Genomic DNA, 17,260 nt, shown 5'->3' on the forward strand with positions numbered 1-17,260 from the left:
CCGCGGCACGATGAGCGTTCCCTTCGCCGCGCTGCGCGCGCGCTTCCGCGAGGACACCATGGGCGGCGGCGTCGGCGCGACGCCCGGGCTCACGCGCGCGCTGGACCGCATCGGCTGGCGCGCGGTGCGCGACCCGTCGCCCGAGGAGCTGGCGGGCTACGTCGTCTACCTGCTGGAGGCGTGCGTGGACGAGCACCAGGACGTCGCGGCGCTGACGCACGCGCTGGCCGCGCTGCTGCGCGACTGCGGGCCGCTGCTGGACGGCGGGCTGCCGCCGGTGGACGCATACACGCCCGCGGCCGAGGAGCTGCTGCGCGAGTACGTCGCGCCCTCGGCGTCCGCGCCGGGCTTCGCGCCGCCGGGCTTCTGATGCGCCGCGTCGCGTCGCGCCTGCTGGCGCCGGTGCTGCTCGCGCTCCCCGCGCCGGTCGGCGCGCAGGCCGTGCGCGTCACGCTCGCCGATACGACCGTCGGCGCCGAGCTGGCCAACGTGTTCGTTGCGCTGGTGCCGGCGGCCGGCGGCGCGGCGGTGGACCAGGGCCTCACGAGCGCGGCCGGCGTGCGCGTGCTGCGCGCGCCGGCGGCCGGCGCGTGGGCCGTGCAGGTGCGCCGCGTCGGCTTCGCGCCCGAGCGCTTCGGGCCGTACGCGCTCACGGTCGGCGCGACGACCGACGTACGGCTCGCGCTGGCGGGTCGGCGCGTGCAGCTGGAGACGGTGGCGCGCGTCGACCAGGCGCGATGCGGCCCGATGGTCGCGGGCGAGGACGGCGGCGACGCGCTGCTGGCGGTGTGGGACGCGCTGCGCGCGGCGCTCGAGGCCACCGCGCAGGCGCGCGACGAGAACGCCGTCGCGCTCGAGACGCGCACCTTCCAGCGCCAGCTCCGGCTCGACGGGAAGACCACGCGCCAGACCGTGGACCCGGCGTGGACCGTCGTCGCCGACACGCGGCCGTTCAAGTCGGTGGTGCGCGACAACGTCTTCGTCGTCGGGTCGGGCGCGAGCGAGGCCGAGTGGCGCGGACCGGACGAGCGCACCTTCCTGAGCGAGACGTTCGTGCAGGGGCACTGCTTCGCGCGCGTCGCGGGCAGCGACGCGACCGCGGGCCTCGTGGGCCTGCGCTTCGAGCCCGTGCGCGGCGCGCACCCCGACGTCGCGGGCACGCTCTGGGTCGATCCCGCGACCGCGGAGCTGCGGCACGTGGAGTACCGCTACGTGCGCGTGGACTACGCCCGCATGCAGGTCCCCGCGCAGTTCCTGCGCGACCGCATCGATCCCGAGCATCCCGCGCCCGGCGGGCGCATCGACTTCACGCGGCTGCCGTCGAACGCGTGGATCGTCTCGCGCTGGGCGCTGCGCATGCCGCGGCTGTCGCGCGGCCTCTCGGGCACGACGGTGGTCGGCATCACCGAGGTCGGCGCCGAGGCGCGGCTGGCGCAGGGCGTGCGGCCGTCGGACGTCGCGGGCACCGCGCGCGGCGTCGTGTGGGACAGCCTGCTCGCGCGCCCGCTGGCCGGCGCGCTCGTGTTCGGGCCGAACGGGCGCAGCGCGACGAGCGACGCGCAGGGCCGGTGGACGATGGACTCGCTGCCGACCGGCCGCGCGACGTTCACCGTCGCGCACGCGGCGCTCGACTCGCTCGGCCTCTACGACATCGGTGGCGAGGGCGAGGCGGGCAGCGGCAGTAACGGCGGCACGCCGGAGGTGCGGCTCGCGACGCCGTCGTTCGCGACGCTCGCGCGCGAGCTGTGCCCGGCCGATGCCGCCGCGCCCGCGGCGGGACCCGGGCTGCTGTACGGCGTGGTGCGCGACGCGCAGGGCCGCGTGCCCGCTGGCACGCGCGTCGAGGCCAGCTGGATCGTGCTGCCCGACGCGCGCGGCGTGCGCGCCGGCGACGGCCCCACGACGCACGGCCGCGCCGCGCCGCCCGATTCGGCGGGCGCGTTCGTCGTCTGCGGCGTGCCGGTGGACGTCGAGCTGCGCGTGCGCGCGGTGTCGCACGCGGGGCGCGCTTCGTCGTTCGCCGTGTGGCTGCCGCCCGCGCGGCCGCTCGCGCACCTGGAGCTGACCGCGCCGGGCGCGGGTGCGGCCGCCGTCGCCGCGCTGCGCGGCGCCGTGCGCGACTCGTCGGGCCGCGCGATCGCGGGCGCGCTGGTGCGCGTCGTGGGCGAGGCGGGCGACACGACCACCGCGCGCGCCGGCGACGACGGCACGTTCCGCCTCGAGCGGCTGCCCGAGGGCACGCCGATGGTGACGGTGACCGCCGTCGGCCACGTGCCCGAGGAGCGCACCGTGACGCTGCGCGCGGGCACGCCCGCGTCGCTCGACGTCGTGATGCGCCGCGGTACGGCGCTCTCGGCCAGCGTGACGACCGCTAAGTTCACCGAGCAGTTCTTCTCGGAGATCGAGGCGCGCCGCAAGCAGGGCGCGGGGCTGATCCGCACGCACGAGCAGCTCGCGCACTATCCGCAGATGGCGTCGACGCTGGCGGACGTGCCGGGCGTGCGCGTGCAGCACGCCGGCGGCCGCTGGAACGTGCGCTACATGCGCCTCGACCCGATCAACGGCTGCGAGCCGCAGATCTACCTCGACGGCACGCTGCTCAATCCCGAGCGCCCGGGCAGCCAGCAGTCCGGTGGATCGGGGGCAACGGAGTTTCTCGGCGCCTTCGCGCCGACCGACATCGCGGCGATCGAGGTCTACCAGAACGCCGCGCTCGCGCCGCAGAAGTACGTGAACGGCATCAACATGTGCGGCGTGCTGCTGGTGTGGACCAAGCAGCACGCGCGCATGCCCGTGAAGTGAACAGCAGCGACGACATGACGACCGCGCCCTTCGATCCCACGACGTCCACGATCTCCCGCCGCGCGCTGCTCAAGCTCGGCCTCGCGGCGGGGCTGGCGCCGGCGGCCGCGTTCCGCCGGCTGCCGGACCTGCGCCACGCGGCGTCGTTCTCGTTCGCGTACTTCAGCGACACGCACCTGGGGCTGGAGCGCCGCAACCTGGACGTCTGCCGTACGCTGATGCTGGAGATGGCGGAGACGATCGCGCCCGACCTCGCGATCAACGGCGGCGACGTCACCGACTACGGCTGGGCGGGCGAGTACGACTCGTACGCGCAGGTGCTGGCCGGGCTGCGCTTCCCGGTGCACCACGTCCCCGGCAACCACGACGTGCGCTGGGCGCCGCGCGGGCTGCAGATCTTCCGCGAGCGCGTGGGCGCGCCGTTCCGCAGCTTCGACCACAAGGGCGTGCACTTCGCGCTCCTCGACAGCACGGTGCCGCTGTCGCACTACGGCCACTTCGAGAGCGCGCAGCTGCGCTGGCTCGCGGCCGACCTGCGGCGCGTGGGGCGCACGACGCCGGTGCTGCTGTTCACGCACCACTGGGTGGGCCGCGCGCCCGTCGTCACCGACAACGACGAGGCGCTGCTGCGCGTGATCGAGCCGTACAACATCAAGCTGGTGTTCACCGGCCACGGGCACGCGGACCTGCTGTGGGACTGGCACGGCATGCCCACCACGATGAACAAGGGCCTCTACCAGGGCTCGTACCAGCGCGTGGACGTGGACGCCGCGTCGGGCGAGGTGCGCCTGTCGCGCCGCACCGAGAAGGCGCCGACGCAGGCGCTGCTCGTCTCCGCATCCCTCAAGGCCGATCGCGAGAAGCGCCCCGTGTGGGCGCTCGGCGCCATCTCGGCCGCTGCGGCGGCGCCGAAGCCGCCCGTCGTGCCGCCACCGGTGGTGCCCGCGCTGGCGAAGCGGTGGGAGCGGCCGCTCACCGGCGGCGTGATGTCGCACCTCCTGCTCGACGGCGACACGCTGTACGTGAGCGCGATGGACGGCTCGGTGCACGCGCTGCGCGCCTCGGACGGCACGGTGCGCTGGCGCGCGACGACCGAGGGCTACTGCCACTCGTCGCCGGTGCTCGCCGACGGGCGCGTGATCGTCGGCAGCGCGGACGGCCACGTGTACGCGTTCGACGCGCGCACCGGCGCGCCGCGGTGGAAGCGGCGCACGGGCGGTCCCGTCTACGCATCCGCCGCCGTCGCACGCGGGATCGTGGGCATCGCGTCGGGCGACGGCTCGGTGTACGGGCTGGACGCGGCGACCGGCGCGGTGCGCTGGACGTACGCGCTGCCCGCCAGCGTCTCCGCCTTCGCGCAGAGCCCCGCCGCCACCGACGGCACGCGCTTCTTCATCGGCGCGTGGGACCGCCACGTCTACGCGCTCGACGCGGCGACGGGCGCGCTGGTGTGGCGTCGCCCCGGCACCGACAGGTCGTTCGCGTACTCCGCCGCGATCGGCGGGCCCGCGGTCGCCGACGGCGTCGTCTACATCCCGTCCAACGGCAACGTGATGCACGCCTTCGACGCGGTCACGGGCGAGACGCGGTGGACGTACTCCTCGCCGGGCGACAAGGTCGGCTACTCGTCGCCCGCGGTGGTGGACGGCCGCCTGTACGTCGGCTGCCTGGGCGACCGCGGCGAGGTGCGCTGCCTGGACGCGCGCGACGGCCGCGAGCTGTGGGCCGCCGCCACCGGCAGCACGATCTACGACTCGAGCCCCGCGGTCTCCGACGGCATCGTCAGCATCGGCTCCGTGGACGGGCAGCTGTGGACGATCGCCGCCGCGGACGGGCGCATCCTCGGGCGGCACGCGCTGCCCACGGGCCACTTCCTCGCGTCGCCCGCGGCGGCGCGCGGCATCGCGTACGCCGCGTCCCTCTCCGACCGCGTGGTCGCGGTCGCGCTCCCACGACCGATTCCGGTGTGACCATGGAGTCGCAGACGCAGTCCCAGGCGCAGTCACGCATGCAGCCGCACGAGGCGGCAGCGCTCGTCATGGGCGTCGCGCGCCGCGGCGACGCTGCGATCCCCGGCATGCCGCGCTGGGCCGACCTGGGCGCGGGCCACGGCACCTTCACCGAGGCGCTCGCGATGCTGCTGGGCCAGGGCGCGCGCGTGCACGCGATCGACCGCGACGTCGCCGCGTACGCCGCGCTGCTCGCGCTCGCCGGCCGGCGGCCGAGCGGCGCCGTGATCGTGCCGCAGCTCGCGGACTTCGCCGACGCGCGCGCGTGGGACACGCTCGGCCTCCGCGACCTCGACGGCGTGCTGCTCGCCAACGCGCTGCACTTCGTGCCCGCCAGCCAGCAGGCGGTGGTGCTGGCGCGCATCGCGACGTCGCTGCGGCCGGGCGGCGCGCTCGTGCTGGTGGAGTACGAGGGGCGCGCGCCGAGTCCGTGGGTGCCGCACCCCGTGTCGCAGGCGCGCCTGCAGGCGATCGTGCCCGACGGATGGGGACGGCCGCGCACCGTGGGCGCGTGCGGGTCGATGTTCGGCGGATCGATCTATGCCGCGGAGATCCGCCGCCCGTCCGACGTCGCGCCGGAGGCACCGCAGGAAGTCGAGCAGGAGGAGTCGTCGTGAGCGCTTCGGAGCAGGAGTACGTCCTCGGCACCAACGACGCGGAGCTGCGGCGGCTCGGCTTCCAGCACCAGGTGTGGGCCGCGCCGACGGCGGCGTCGTGGGAGCGCGCGCGCTTCCGCCCCGGCCAGCGCGTGCTCGACGTGGGCTGCGGGCCGGGCTACGCGACCTTCGACCTCGCGGACCTCGTGACGCCGAGCGGCGGCGTGGTCGCGGTGGACGTGTCGCAGCGCTTCGTCGCGCATCTCGATGCGGAGCGCGCGCGGCGCGGCTACGCGCACGTCGAGCCGCACGTGCAGGACCTGGAGCAGCTCGCGATCGAGGACGCGAGCGTGGACGGCGCGTTCGCGCGCTGGGTGCTGTGCTGGGTGCGCGATCCCGAGGAGGTGGTGCGCCGCGTGGCGCGCGCGCTGCGCCCGGGTGGCGCGTTCGTCGTCCTCGACTACTGCCACTACGAGGCGCTGATGATGGCCCCGCGCGGCGCGGCGACCGACCGGATCATCCGCGCGGTCACCGAGTCGTTCCGGCAGAGCGGCGGGAACCCCGACGTCGGCCGCGACGTGCCCGCGATGATGCAGCGTGCGGGGCTCGAGATCGAGACGCTGCGGCCGATCGTGCGGCTGGCGCGTCCCGGCACCGCGCTGTGGGAGTGGCCGTGGCGCTTCTTCGAGAACTTCCTCCCCGGGCTCGTCGCCTCGGGCGGGCTCTCGGCCGACGACCACGCGGCGTTCCGGCGCGAGTGGGCCGAGCGGTCGCGGGATCCCGCGGCGTGGCTCCTCACGCCGCCGATGGTCGAGGTGATCGGGCGCAGGCGGGCGTAGATCACACGCGACGGCACGCGCGGCTCGCCAAACCGGGCCCGAGCGCACAGGTTGGGGCGTGCCCTCCGGACCGCTGCATCCTCCCGTGCCCGCCCGCCTCCTGTCCCCCTTCCTGCCCTGTGCGTCAGCTCCGCGGCCGCGTCGCGCGGGCCAGCTCGCGCGCCAGTGCGTCGTCGGGCAGCGTCGCCCAGCCATCGGGGATGGGCGCGCGGCGCCGCACGTCGGGCGGGTCGCCGGGCCTGCCGATCGCCTCGAACAGCAGCCAGCCGTCGCGCCAGTCCTCGGGCAGCAGCATGCCGGGCAGCGCGTGCCGCAGCTCGGCGTGGACGCGCCGCTCGTCGCCCGTGCGGCGCTGCAGCACGGGCGGGTCCTCCAGCGCCTCGATGGGCGTCGTGCGCCGGTCCGCGCCGCGGCGCCGCTCGCCGAGCACCTCCTGCGGCCGCACGGCGGTCACGCGCCAGCGGCGCCCGTCGGCGCCGGTGATCTCCCGGCCGCCGGTGGCGGTGCCGCGCGTCGCGGATGTCGAGGGCTGCGGCTCTGGCATGGAGGCTGGTCGGGGCCCGCGCGCATGATCACGGACCGTGCCGGCGCGCGTCGCGCGGGCTCGTTCGTTCGACCCGCACGCGCCGGGTGATGGCGGACATCCAGGTCGAGCGGGTCCGTGTCTCGGGCGATGCGTCGCAGGCCGCGGCGATGCAGGTCGCGCACGTGTCGGTGGACCGGCTGCGCGGGCTGCTCGCGATCTCCGCCGCGCTGGCGCGCGCCTTCACGGCCCTCGAGGTCGCCGAGGCCGTCGCGCGGCACGCGGTGCCCGTGGTCGGCGCCAGCTCCAGCATCGTCGCGCTGGTCTCCGCGGACGGCCGCTGGCTGGAGCGCATCGGGCTCGGCGGATTTCCCGCGGACGTGCGCGCCGACTGGGAGCGGAGCCCGATCGAGCAGCCGCTGCCGGTGGCGGACGCGGTGCGCACCGGCGCGCCGGTGCTGCTGACGTCGCGCGCGGAGATGGTCGAGCGCTATCCCGACACGGCGTCGCTCTGGTCGCGCGTGGGCGCGCACGCGCTGGCGACCTTCCCGCTGGCGTCCGACGCGCGGCCGTTCGGCGCGATCGCCTTCCGCTTCTCCGAGCCGCGCACCTTCCGCTCGGACGACGACCTCGAGTTCCTGCAGGCCGTGGCGCAGCAGTGCGCGGTGGCGCTGGAGCGCGCGCGGCTGTTCGACGCCGAGCGCCTCGCCCGCGCGGCCGCGGAGGAGGCGCGCCGCGAGGCCGACGAGGCGAACCGCGCGAAGAGCGAGTTCCTCGCGCGGATGAGCCACGAGCTGCGCACGCCGCTGAACGCGATCGGCGGCCACCTGCAGCTGGTCGAGATGGGGATCCACGGGCCCGTCACCGACGCGCAGCGCGAGGCGTTCGACCGCGTCGCGCGGGCGCAGCGCCACCTGCTGGGCCTCATCAACGACGTGCTGAACCTGGCGCGGCTGGAGAGCGGGCGCGTCGAGTTCGCGCTGGAGCCGACGCGCGTGCTCGACGTGCTCGCCGACGTGCGTCCGATGGTCGAGCCGCAGCTCGCCGCGAAGGGGATCGCGTTCGAGGTCAGCCTGCCCGACGACGCGGGCGCGGGCATCCCCGTGTGGGCGGACCGCGAGAAGCTCGTGCAGGTGCTGCTCAACCTGCTCGACAACGCGGTGAAGTTCACCGCGCCCGGCGGACGCGTGGTGCTGGAGTTCGGCGCGCGGCCGCGCCATCCGCACGAGGCGATCGTGCGCGTGCACGACACGGGCGTCGGCATTCCCGCGGACCGCCTCGCCGCCGTGTTCGAGCCCTTCGTGCAGGTGAGCACGGGGCTCACGCGCGCCCACCAGGGCACGGGCCTCGGCCTCGCGATCAGCCGCGACCTCGCGCGCGGCATGGGCGGGGAGCTGAGCGCCGAGAGCGCGCTCGGCGCCGGCTCGACGTTCACGCTCGTGCTGCGGCGCACGCACGCGCCCGACGGCCAGGCGATCGACCGGCGGTCGGGCGCGCCACGGCGCGGCAGCTCGGAGCGCCGTCGGCGCGGCGACCGGCGCGGCGAGACGCGGGGACGACGCGAGCCGCCGTCCCCGCGCCCGGGCTCAGAACTGTGGTGACGGCTGCGTCGAGCGCGACCCGGTGAGGCCCTCGTCGCGCGCGGCCTCGCGCGCGGTGTCCTGCGCCTCGTCCATGACGCGCGCGGCGACGTGCTGCACCTTGCCGGCCGCCTCCTCGGCCGCGTCCTTCACGCGGTCCACCAGGCGGTCGCGCGCGTCGCCCATCAGGCGCACCTCGCGGTCGCTCGCCGGCAGCGCGAGGCCCGCCGCCAGCCCCAGCGCGAGCGTCGCGGCGCCGACGACGAGCGGCTGCTCGTCGAAGCGGTCCTCGACGCGGCGCACCTGGTTGGTGACCTGCGTGCGCGTCTGCTGCGCCACCGCCTGCGCCGCGTGCGCCGCGTGCTGCGTCCGCTCGGCCACGTCGTGCGCGGTCTCGCTCGCGCGCTCGCGCACGCGGTCCATCGCGCCCGACGCGTCGCCCGCGTAGCCGCCCGCGTGGCCGCCCGCGTAGGGCGACGGCCCCGCGGCGTAGCGTGCGTCGTACGCACCCGCGCCGTACGCGCCCGTGTCGTACGCGTCGAGGCGCGGCCGGTACGGGCGCAGCTCGCCGTAGGCGCCGCCGTACTGCGCGTCGTACGTGCTGCGTGCGCCGCCGCGACGGCGGTTCATGAAGAGCCACCCGAGGCCGATGCCGACCATCGCCGCCGGGATGGGGTTCTCGCGGATCGTGTCCGCCAACGAGCTCCGGGTCTCCTGCACCCGGTCTGCGGCCTGTCGCGCCATGTGCTCCACTCTGCCGATGGTGGCGTCCCGGATGTCGTGCTTCACCTGTTGCCGGATGTGCTGCGGGTTGAGCCGCGCGCCGAGCTCCTCCAGCGTCTCGCCGAGGCGCTCGCGCGTCTCGCGGATGCCGGCGCGGAGCTCGGTCGGATCGGGCTCACGCTCGTCGTGCTGGCGCGGCGCCGCGTCGGGCGCCGTCCACTCGCTGGGCCGCTCCATGGACCGTTCCATGGTCAGCGCGGCTCCCCGCCACGCGAGCCGCCGCCCGGCTCCGTGCGCTCGTCCGGCGTCGTGTCCCACGCCGAGTCGGCGCGGCGGAACGACTCCTGGCCCAGCCCCGGCGTGCCGTAGGTCGGCTCGCTGGCGACGCGCTGGCGTTCGGTGACGTCGCGGTCGAGCGGCGGCGTGTAGGGAGCCGTGCTGGGCGGCTGCGTGCTGCCGTAGCCGCCGTAGACCGGCTGCGTGGCGCCGAACGACGCGTTGCCATACGGGCTGCTGCCGTACGGGCTGGGCGACGACGCCGCGCCGCGGTCCTGCCCGTAGCTCGCGGTCGGGCGCGGCGGGTAGTCGGGGCCGTAGCGCTCCGCCGACGCATGGTCGAACGCGGACGAGCCGCGCTCGTACGTCGGGCGCTGCGCGCGCTGCGAGCTGCGGAGGAAGCGCGCGCCGATCACGCCGAGCGCGAACATCCCGCCCAGGAAGAGCGCGGGCTGGCGGCGCGCGACGTCCTCCGCGCGGTCCACCAGCTCGTGGACGTCCGCGCGCTGCAGGTAGTCCGAGAGGCGCTGCATCTCGCGACCGGCACGCTCGGCGTAGTCGCCGAGCTGCGGCTGCTGCTGGCGCAGCTGCTGGCTCGACTGCAGCAGCGCCTGCGCGACGCCGCCCAGCGTGTCCGCCGCGCGCGCCTTGCCGCGGTCGAGGCCAGACTCCACGCGCTGCGTCACCTGCTCGCGCGCGTCGCCGGCCAGGTGCACGGCGCGGTCCTTCGCCTGCTCGACGGCGCCGTGCACGTCACGCGGCGGGGACGACTGCTGCAGCTGCTGCTGCTGCTGGTACGACTGCTGATGCGACGGCGGCGACTGCGGCCACGGCTGCTGCGACGCGTACTGCGAGGACTGCTGCGACGGTTGCTGCGTCGGTTGCTGCGTCGGTTGCTGCGTCGGCCAGGGCGCGGGATTCTGGTCGCGACGGTTCGCGTCCCAGGCCTGCCCCTGCCCGGTGTTGCCGTAGCCGGGCGTGTCGCCCGGCGTCGAACCCTGCCAATCGGCCATTGATGCCTCCTCGAAGGTCTCGCGCGCGTGGTCGCGCGCGTCTCGTCAGTCGCCGCGCGGCCGCGCGGTGAGCTCGCGGCGCACCTCGCGCATCTCCTGCCGCGCCCACGCCGCGTCCTCGCGCAGCGTCTCGACGGTCTGCGGCGCGCCGATCGAGCGGCGCTTGACGTCGTTCACCGCCGCGAGGCCCAGGAAGTAGCCCGCGGCCAGCAGCACGACGCCGACGATGAGCGCCGCGAGCCAGTAGTTGCCGAGCAGCTGCCCGAGCGCGAGCACCGCGAACGCGCCCACCGCGAGCGTGCCGGCGAGCGCGAAGCCGACGGCGATGCCGATCCGCACGCCGTCGCGCGCCAGCGTCGCGCCGGTGCGCCGCATCTCCGCCTTCGCCAGCAGCATCTCCTGCCGTACGAGCTCGCCGGTATCCTGGCTCAGCCGGCGCAGCAGCTCGCCGAGCGAGGGCTCGGGCGCGGCGTGGATGCCGCCGCCGTTCGGGGAGCGCGTGATGCGCGGGTCGTAGGGCTCCGATGCCATCGCCGTCCATTCCTCCGTCGTCGTGGGGAGGACCGCCGGGGCAAGGCGCGGGCCCGGTCGGGTGCGCCGCGGCGGACCGTCGGCGAGGTCGGCCGCAGCAGCGCGTCGTCCCCGCGCGGTGTACCTTCGCCGCATGAGCACGCCCCGCCTCGAGATCCGCACGCTCACGCCGGGACGCGACGCGGTCGTCGACCGGTGGCTGGCGCGCGTCGCGCGGCTGGGGCCCGCGGAGTGGGGCCGGCTGGACGCGATCGGTCAGCGCTTCGTCGCGGGCGACCCGATGTCGCGCTGGCAGCGCGCCGCGCGCCTGTCGGCGGCCGGCGCGGCGGTGCCGGCGCTGCCCGCGCTGCAGCAGGCGCTGGCGGTGGTGGGCTTCGGCGTCGAGCTGGTGCGCGATCTGACGGGCGGCACGCACGACGGCCCGCGGCGTCCACGCGACGCGCCGCCGTCGGCGGATCCGCGCACGCGGCGCCGCGTCGCGCAGGTGCAGTCGCTGTGGGACCTTGGGCACGCGCAGCCCGGCGGCGGGGGCGCCGCGATGTCGTGCCTGATGCTCGGCCTGGCCGCGCTGCACGCGCGCCCGCTGCTGCCGGCGGACGCGTTCGCGCGGCTGTACGCGCTGGTGGAGCCGGTGATTCCCGTGGTCGACGTCGAGCCCTGACTTCTCACGCCGGACCCTAACGGCAGCAATAGGTAAGGATGAAAGTCCGAGAATTTTGGATCGAAAGTCTGATGGCTCCGATGAAGCTCGAGATGGCCTGCCTCCAAGTGGACCCATTCACACTTGAGCAGATCGTCAAGAACTCCATGCGCGTGCACATGGATGCAGAACAAGCCATCAGACTTGCGATTGTAGCAGCCGCTCGTTGACGTGTGCGAACCGACCGTCGGCGGGGCGCCTAGCTGCGCCATGAGTGGGCCGGGAGCGCAACCGGTGAACTGTGTAAGCGCAAGGGTGCGCTTCAGCTAAGACTGCCGTTACCGACTGGCGCGCCGCGCGTCTGCTCTGGCCGACCTCCAAACGGTACTCGATCGAGGATGTCTGTGGCGAACCGCTCGCTAAAGCCGCACAGGAATGCCGCGACTTGCACATACGCGAACGCCTGGGGCGTAGCAGTCGTGCCGACGTTGATGATCCCGTGGTGGAGGATCTGGTAGACTACGACGGCGAAAATTGCCGCCAGTATCGGGCGGCCTGCACCAGCGAATACGACGATGCGCGTCTTAGTCTCGCCGCTCAGATCGGTCCCAGGCAGCCGCATGATCACGCTTGCTACGGCGCCGAGCCCAGCGTACGTGAGAATCCGGGCCACTCGCACCAGTGCGTCTGCGCTGTCGTTCGCGAAGGTCAAAGGTCCTCGGACATTCCCCAGCCGCACGAGGACCACGTAAAGACCACAGATGGCGATTGGAACGAGCACCGCCGCGAGCACTCCGACTCCGAGTCCGAGCAGGTAGTAGAGGCGATTGCGTGACTGCTCATGCTGCGCAAGACGTGCCTTGGCCTGCGCGAGCGCCTCGCGTGCGATCTTGAGATCGCAGTTCTCGGACGTACGTACTTAAACGGCTGCCGTTTCGCGCGCGCCATGCAGAAGTTCGATCACCTCATCATGCACCGTCGACGGCCGACGGCCCATGCGCTTGATGAGCGCACGCACCTCGGCATTTAGGATGACGGCCGCGGGGCTAACGTCAGACACCGGCGTGAACTTGGTCAGATGGGTATCGTACTCATCCCGGATACGCTTCTGCTCGTCGCTAGGTGCCGTCATGGATGGGCTCCCGCGTGGAAACAAATGACGGTGGGCGCCCCACTCTTGGTCTTAATCTCGGGTTACGCAAGGGGCGCTTTATCCAACCGCAGGAGCTCTTGTAGCGACCGACCCACCGGCGGCGCTCGTAGGGGCAAGTGGGCGAGAGGCGTAAGAAGCGCTCATGCGTGGAACGCCGATGACGGCTGCCCGTGGGCGCCGGCTGACGCGTTCGCGCCGCTGCGCCGGTGGAATCAGTGATTTCGGCGGCCGACGTCGAGCCCTGACGGCTGCGCCGGGCCCGAACGGCGAACGGCTTTGACAGGATTTACAGGATTGAACGGACAAGATCTGATGTACGCTCCTCACGGCGCATGGAGCTTTGCGCAATGAGGAGGGCACATCAGATCCTGTCCGCCAATCCGTCTTGATCCTGTCTGTGGTTGCCGTTCGGGTCCGGCGCGCCGCTCAGCAGCCCAGCGTCGCGCGGATCTGCGTCGCGGCGTCCAGGAGCGCCGTCGCGCCGTCGACCGGGATCTTCCGCCCGCTGAGCGCGCGCACCTGCGCCATGAAGTCCGCGAGGCTCGAGCAGGCGGCGGCCGTCGCGCCGGAGGCGATGGCGCTCTGCGCGTCGGCCAGCTTGGCCTGCAGGCTGGTGGTCGTGCCGCGGTCCAGCGCCAGCGCGCCCACCATCGCGCGCAGCACCGCGAGCTGCTGCGCGGCGGTGGTCGACGTGGGCACGGCCTCCGCGATCGTCAGCACGTGCGTCGACGGATCGTACGTGAACCGCATCGCGGCGCCCGTCGGCGGCACCGTGAACGGGATGTTGTCGCCGAAGAGCACCCCGCCGGCGCCGTAGCTCACGTTCCAGCTGTCGTTGATGGCCGTCTTCGCCTCGTAGCTGCCGCCCGGCAGCGTGAACACCGCCCGCCAGGTGCCCGACGTCGCGTCGTACGTCAGGTGCGTGGCCGCGCACGTGGGATCCCAGTCGCCCGCGCAGCCCGCCTCGGACTGGAAGCTGCCGACGGCGGTCACGGTCGTCACCGGCGGCTGCACCTCGGTGATCGTGAGCACGTGCGTCGCCGCGTCGTACGCGAAGCGCATCGTGGCGCCCGCGGCCACCGTGAACGGGATGTTGGCGCCATTCTGCTGGCCGCTCGCGCCGTAGTTCTCGTCCCAGCCCTCGTTGATGGCGGCCTTCACCTCGTAGCTGCCCGCCGGGAGCGCGCTGGTGACGAACGTGTAGATGCCGTCGCCATCCGGATCCTGCAGCCACGAGCGCAGGCACGTCGGGTCCCAGTCGCCCGAGCAGCCCAGCTCCGACTGGAAGCTCCCCGCCGCGGTCACGATGACGGAGCGGCGGTTGTCGGTGATCCAGTGCGTCGCGTGGTCGTAGTAGAACTTCACCGTCGCCGGCGCCGCGAGCGAGAGCGAGAGGTTCGCGCCGTTCGCGGTCGCGTTCACGCCGTAGTTCTCGTCCCACGTGCCGTTGAGCGCGGCCTTGTACTCGTAGCTGCCGGCGGGGATGCCGAGCGCGCGCTGCCAGACGCCGTCGTTCGCGTCGTAGATCAGCTGCGTCGCGGAGCACGTCGGCTGCCAGTCGCCGGCGCACCCCGCTTCGGACTGGAAGCTCGCCGCGACCGTGACCGTCGTGGGGGCGGGCGTGTGGTCACCCGAGGGGCGGCTCCGTGGACGCAGCGCGCCGTCGGGCGCCAGGGTCGGATCCGCGCACGCGCTCGCGAGCAGCAGCGCGAGGGCGGCGGTGTGAGCGAGGCGGCGGCGCGGCGCGACGGGCATGGGCGCGATCCTCACGATGGGTGTCGGCGACGGGCTCATGGCGGTCCCGTGGCGCGCCCAGTGTGCGGGCCGAGCCGCGAACATGCAATCCTGAGGCGCTCGGGCCACACCTGCCCGATCGTTCATCGGGAGGGACGTTCGCGGTCGTGACGGCGATCGCCGCGCGCCGGACCCTGAACGGCGAACGGCATTGCAAGGATGAAGATCGGAGAAAGTCTGATAACGGCGGATGGCTCCGCGTGACGCGATGTTGGTCGCCACCACGCGAAGCCATCCGCTCTTATCAGATCTTGTCCGATCGCATCCTTGCTGCCGTTCCGTTCGGGTCCGGCGCATTCATGAAGGCCACGTCCCCTGCAGTGCCGCTCACGGCGCCAGCACCTCCCGCCGCTCCGCCGCCGCCTCCACCGCCCGCGTCGTGTACGGCACGCGGAAGTAGCGCCCCTCGGCCCATGGCCCGAACAGGTCGCGGTAGTGCGGGCTGCGCGGATCGCCGCTCTGCCCGGGCGTGTTGGTGCCGAGCGAGCGGTCCCAGTCGGCCACGTCGCTGACGATGCGGAACGACGCGCCCGCGGTCTGGTTGTCGCCGCTGCCCGTGGCGTTGAGCGTGTGCGCCGAGCCGCCACGCGGCGCCGGCCCGACGTCGAAGGTCGCGCGCGCCGCGCTGTCGAGCGCCGCGCCCAGCGGATGGCGGATCAGCGCGTGGTGGTAGCGCGCCTGGCCGTACTGCCAGCGCGCGAGCTCCGGCCCGAAGCGTGTCGACAGCTCGCCCACCGCCTCGCCGAACGTCGCGGCCAGCAGCGCGTCGCGCGCGGCGCGCGGATCGCCTGCGTCGAGCACGCCCGCCGGCGCACGCTCCGGTCGCGTCATCCACTCGACGACGCGCGTCAGCGGGACGCTGCCCATCGCGTCGCGCGCGTCGGCCGGGATCGCGCGGCGCGTCACTGCGCGCGAGAGCGTGCGCTCCCACATCATGTACACGCCCGCCGGCACCGACGACGCGGCGAGCACGTGGTCCCATGCCGCGAGCGTGTCGCGCGCGCGCCGCGCCAGCGCACCGCGGTTCGTGTCCTCGAAAGCGACATCGCGCAGCAGCGGCGCCAGCGCGCGCGCGGACAGCGACGTCTCGTCGTGCTGCAGGCGCGCCATGTCGGCCGCCGTCGCGCCGGTCACCGTGCCGAGCGCCTCGCGCAGCCGCGTGCCGCGCCACGCCTCCGCCCAGGTGCGCGCGACCGCATCGGTGTGCGCGTAGCCCGCGGGGACGTTGTTCTCGTTGGCCGAGCCGACGAAGCCCTCGCGCGGGTTCACGCGGTGCGGCAGCTCGAGGATCGGGAGGAAGCCGGCCCACTCGTGGCGCCCGTCGCCCGGCACCGGCAGCAGCCCGCTCCACGTGCGGCGGACCGGCGCGATGCCCGCGGCCTGCCAGCCGATCGTGCCGCTCGTGTCGCCCCACACCCAGTTGAGCGCCGGCATGTGCGCGTAGCGCAGCCCCGCGCGGAACTCGTCCCACGTGCGCGCCTGGTCCAGCCGCAGGCTCGCCAGGTACGGCGCGCCGCCCGGCTCCAGCCACGCCGCGCGCACCGCGTAGGCGCGATGGCTCGCGCTGTCGATCCACGTCACGGGACCGTGGCGCGTGAAGCGCAGCGTCACCACGCGCGGCCCCTCGCCGCGCACGCGGATCGTGTCGGTCTCGCTGCGCATGCGCGCCCACGCGCCCCGGTAGCGGTAGCGCGTGTGGTCGCGCGGATCGAGCTCGTAGACGTAGAGGTCCGTCTGGTCGAGGCCGAAGATCGTGAGCCCCCACGCGCCGTGGCGGTTGTGGCCGATCGCGACGCCGGGCAGCGCGGGCTCGCCGCCGCCGATCACGTCCCAGCCGGGCGCGGTCAGGTGCACCCAGTAGCGCAGCGACGGCACGGCGATCGTGCGATGCGGGTCGTTCGCCACGATCGGCTTGCCGCTCGCGGTGCGCGTGCCGGCGACGGCCCAGTTGTTGGAGCCTTCCGGCATGTCCTCGAACGACTCGCTCGCCGCTTCCCGCTCGCCGCTCGATGCTGCAGCACCAGCGACGTCGGTCGCCGTGAACGCCGCCGGCGCGCGGAACGCGCGGAACAGCGCCAGCGCCGAATCCGACAGCGCCGCGACGTCCAGCGCCGTGTCGGGATCGAGCATCACGCGCCCCGGCCCGAACACGCCCAGCGCCGCCACGCGCGCCGCGCCCAGCGTCCGCACCGCCCGCGCACGGTCGATCTCCGTCTCGGCGTTGCCGACGAGCGCGTTGTGCCGCGACACCACCACCGCGGGCGTCCAGCGCCCCGGCGTGATGCCGAGCCGCTGCAGCTCGGGCGGCAGGAGCGTGCTGTCGCGCGCCACGCGGTCGATCCATGCGTTGACGCCGTCCGCGAACGCCTGCACGATCGCCGCGCCGCGCGGATGGTAGTGCGCCAGCTCGCGCGCCGCGTCGCCGCGGTAGCGGAAGAGCCGCGCGCCGTGGTCGCGCGCCGCCCAGCGCGCGCCGAGCGCCTCCGCCATCGTGCCGGTGGCCTGGCGGCGCCACAGCTCCAGCTGGAACAGCCGGTCGCGCGCCGCGCTCCACCCCTGCGCGAAGAAGAGATCGTGCTCGTTGGCGGCGCGGATGTGCACGATGCCGGACGAGTCGCGCAGCAGCGTGACGGGTGCGCGCAGGCCGGGCGTGCGGAGGGTGTCGGGCGCCGGCTGTGCGGCGACGGGCGACGCGAGGAGCAGGGCGGCGGCGAGCGCCGCGCGACGGGGCAGGGCAGGCATGGCGGCGAGGATAGCCCGCGGGCCGGCGCCCCGCGAGTG

At 74.4% G+C, this 17,260-nt stretch carries 16 protein-coding genes; 8 read left to right on the forward strand and 8 right to left on the reverse strand.

Going from position 1 to position 17,260, the window contains the following annotated elements:
- Positions 1-10 precede the first annotated feature (10 nt).
- From rosag_RS00315 to rosag_RS00335, 5 genes are read left to right on the forward strand one after another with little or no spacing between them, the layout of a single operon-like run.
- Positions 11-370, forward strand: coding sequence for a hypothetical protein (locus rosag_RS00315; protein ID WP_284347987.1), 360 nt, complete (start codon positions 11-13; stop codon positions 368-370).
- Positions 370-2,802 (forward strand): carboxypeptidase regulatory-like domain-containing protein, encoded by a 2,433-nt coding sequence (locus rosag_RS00320; RefSeq protein WP_284347988.1) that lies wholly within the window; start codon positions 370-372, stop codon positions 2,800-2,802. The genes rosag_RS00315 and rosag_RS00320 overlap by 1 nt, the downstream gene beginning before the upstream one ends.
- Positions 2,803-2,816: 14 nt before the next feature.
- On the forward strand, positions 2,817-4,772 hold the full coding sequence (locus rosag_RS00325; RefSeq protein ID WP_284347989.1) for an outer membrane protein assembly factor BamB family protein: 1,956 nt from the start codon (positions 2,817-2,819) through the stop codon (positions 4,770-4,772).
- Positions 4,773-4,774: 2 nt separating this feature from the next.
- A complete protein-coding gene (locus rosag_RS00330) occupies positions 4,775-5,428 on the forward strand; it encodes a class I SAM-dependent methyltransferase (RefSeq protein ID WP_284347990.1) in 654 nt (217 codons plus the stop codon).
- Positions 5,425-6,246, forward strand: coding sequence for a methyltransferase domain-containing protein (locus rosag_RS00335; protein ID WP_284347991.1), 822 nt, complete (start codon positions 5,425-5,427; stop codon positions 6,244-6,246). Before rosag_RS00330 ends, rosag_RS00335 begins: the two co-directional genes overlap by 4 nt.
- Before the next feature lie 124 nt (positions 6,247-6,370).
- Here the strand turns inward: rosag_RS00335 and rosag_RS00340 are convergent, their stop codons facing one another.
- Positions 6,371-6,790, reverse strand: coding sequence for a hypothetical protein (locus rosag_RS00340; protein ID WP_284347992.1), 420 nt, complete (start codon positions 6,788-6,790; stop codon positions 6,371-6,373).
- 89 nt (positions 6,791-6,879) lie between these two features.
- Here rosag_RS00340 and rosag_RS00345 point away from each other — a divergent pair, with 89 nt between their 5' ends.
- Positions 6,880-8,370 carry a sensor histidine kinase gene (locus rosag_RS00345; protein WP_284347993.1) on the forward strand — a complete coding sequence of 497 codons (1,491 nt, stop codon included), beginning with the start codon at positions 6,880-6,882 and terminating at the stop codon, positions 8,368-8,370.
- On the opposite strand, the gene rosag_RS00350 is transcribed toward rosag_RS00345, so the two are convergent.
- From rosag_RS00350 to rosag_RS00360, 3 genes are read right to left on the reverse strand one after another with little or no spacing between them, the layout of a single operon-like run.
- Positions 8,356-9,321, reverse strand: a complete 966-nt coding sequence (locus rosag_RS00350; protein WP_284347994.1) for a DUF3618 domain-containing protein — start codon at positions 9,319-9,321, stop codon at positions 8,356-8,358. The genes rosag_RS00345 and rosag_RS00350 overlap by 15 nt on opposite strands.
- Positions 9,322-9,323: 2 nt before the next feature.
- The gene (locus tag rosag_RS00355) at positions 9,324-10,361 is read right to left on the reverse strand and encodes a hypothetical protein (protein ID WP_284347995.1); all 1,038 of its coding nucleotides are present in this window, start codon (positions 10,359-10,361) and stop codon (positions 9,324-9,326) included.
- A gap of 45 nt (positions 10,362-10,406) precedes the next feature.
- Positions 10,407-10,892: a phage holin family protein gene (locus tag rosag_RS00360; protein WP_284347996.1), complete on the reverse strand. Its 486-nt coding sequence runs from the start codon at positions 10,890-10,892 to the stop codon at positions 10,407-10,409.
- A gap of 133 nt (positions 10,893-11,025) precedes the next feature.
- Here rosag_RS00360 and rosag_RS00365 point away from each other — a divergent pair, with 133 nt between their 5' ends.
- On the forward strand, positions 11,026-11,553 hold the full coding sequence (locus rosag_RS00365) for a hypothetical protein (RefSeq protein ID WP_284347997.1): 528 nt from the start codon (positions 11,026-11,028) through the stop codon (positions 11,551-11,553).
- A gap of 80 nt (positions 11,554-11,633) precedes the next feature.
- Positions 11,634-11,762 (forward strand): hypothetical protein, encoded by a 129-nt coding sequence (locus rosag_RS00370; RefSeq protein ID WP_284347998.1) that lies wholly within the window; start codon positions 11,634-11,636, stop codon positions 11,760-11,762.
- A 92-nt stretch (positions 11,763-11,854) separates the two neighbouring features.
- Here rosag_RS00370 and rosag_RS00375 read toward each other — a convergent pair whose 3' ends face one another.
- From rosag_RS00375 to rosag_RS00390, 4 genes are all read right to left on the reverse strand, one after another.
- Complete coding sequence (locus rosag_RS00375) at positions 11,855-12,325, reverse strand: hypothetical protein (RefSeq protein WP_284347999.1); 471 nt, start codon at positions 12,323-12,325, stop codon at positions 11,855-11,857.
- Positions 12,326-12,451: 126 nt separating this feature from the next.
- Positions 12,452-12,664, reverse strand: a complete 213-nt coding sequence (locus tag rosag_RS00380) for a hypothetical protein (RefSeq protein WP_284348000.1) — start codon at positions 12,662-12,664, stop codon at positions 12,452-12,454.
- Positions 12,665-13,111: 447 nt separating this feature from the next.
- The gene (locus rosag_RS00385; RefSeq protein ID WP_284348001.1) at positions 13,112-14,440 is read right to left on the reverse strand and encodes a pullulanase X25 domain-containing protein; all 1,329 of its coding nucleotides are present in this window, start codon (positions 14,438-14,440) and stop codon (positions 13,112-13,114) included.
- A 366-nt stretch (positions 14,441-14,806) separates the two neighbouring features.
- Positions 14,807-17,221 (reverse strand): penicillin acylase family protein, encoded by a 2,415-nt coding sequence (locus tag rosag_RS00390; protein WP_284348002.1) that lies wholly within the window; start codon positions 17,219-17,221, stop codon positions 14,807-14,809.
- Positions 17,222-17,260 lie beyond the last annotated feature (39 nt).

The organism is Roseisolibacter agri (assembly GCF_030159095.1).
Classification (GTDB): Bacteria; Gemmatimonadota; Gemmatimonadetes; order Gemmatimonadales; family Gemmatimonadaceae; genus Roseisolibacter; species Roseisolibacter agri.

Excerpts from the sequence above, each read along its gene's own strand:
- rosag_RS00390 (WP_284348002.1), bottom strand. The coding sequence starts at position 17,221 with ATGCCTGCCCTGCCCCGTCGCGCGGCGCTCGCCGCCGCCCTGCTCCTC.
- rosag_RS00345 (WP_284347993.1), top strand. The coding sequence starts at position 6,880 with ATGGCGGACATCCAGGTCGAGCGGGTCCGTGTCTCGGGCGATGCGTCG.
- rosag_RS00330 (WP_284347990.1), top strand. The coding sequence starts at position 4,775 with ATGGAGTCGCAGACGCAGTCCCAGGCGCAGTCACGCATGCAGCCGCAC.
- rosag_RS00385 (WP_284348001.1), bottom strand. The coding sequence starts at position 14,440 with ATGCCCGTCGCGCCGCGCCGCCGCCTCGCTCACACCGCCGCCCTCGCG.
- rosag_RS00355 (WP_284347995.1), bottom strand. The coding sequence starts at position 10,361 with ATGGCCGATTGGCAGGGTTCGACGCCGGGCGACACGCCCGGCTACGGC.
- rosag_RS00380 (WP_284348000.1), bottom strand. The coding sequence starts at position 12,664 with ATGACGGCACCTAGCGACGAGCAGAAGCGTATCCGGGATGAGTACGAT.
- rosag_RS00340 (WP_284347992.1), bottom strand. The coding sequence starts at position 6,790 with ATGCCAGAGCCGCAGCCCTCGACATCCGCGACGCGCGGCACCGCCACC.
- rosag_RS00320 (WP_284347988.1), top strand. The coding sequence starts at position 370 with ATGCGCCGCGTCGCGTCGCGCCTGCTGGCGCCGGTGCTGCTCGCGCTC.
- rosag_RS00370 (WP_284347998.1), top strand. The coding sequence starts at position 11,634 with ATGAAGCTCGAGATGGCCTGCCTCCAAGTGGACCCATTCACACTTGAG.
- rosag_RS00360 (WP_284347996.1), bottom strand. The coding sequence starts at position 10,892 with ATGGCATCGGAGCCCTACGACCCGCGCATCACGCGCTCCCCGAACGGC.
- rosag_RS00315 (WP_284347987.1), top strand. The coding sequence starts at position 11 with ATGAGCGTTCCCTTCGCCGCGCTGCGCGCGCGCTTCCGCGAGGACACC.
- rosag_RS00365 (WP_284347997.1), top strand. The coding sequence starts at position 11,026 with ATGAGCACGCCCCGCCTCGAGATCCGCACGCTCACGCCGGGACGCGAC.
- rosag_RS00325 (WP_284347989.1), top strand. The coding sequence starts at position 2,817 with ATGACGACCGCGCCCTTCGATCCCACGACGTCCACGATCTCCCGCCGC.
- rosag_RS00350 (WP_284347994.1), bottom strand. The coding sequence starts at position 9,321 with ATGGAACGGTCCATGGAGCGGCCCAGCGAGTGGACGGCGCCCGACGCG.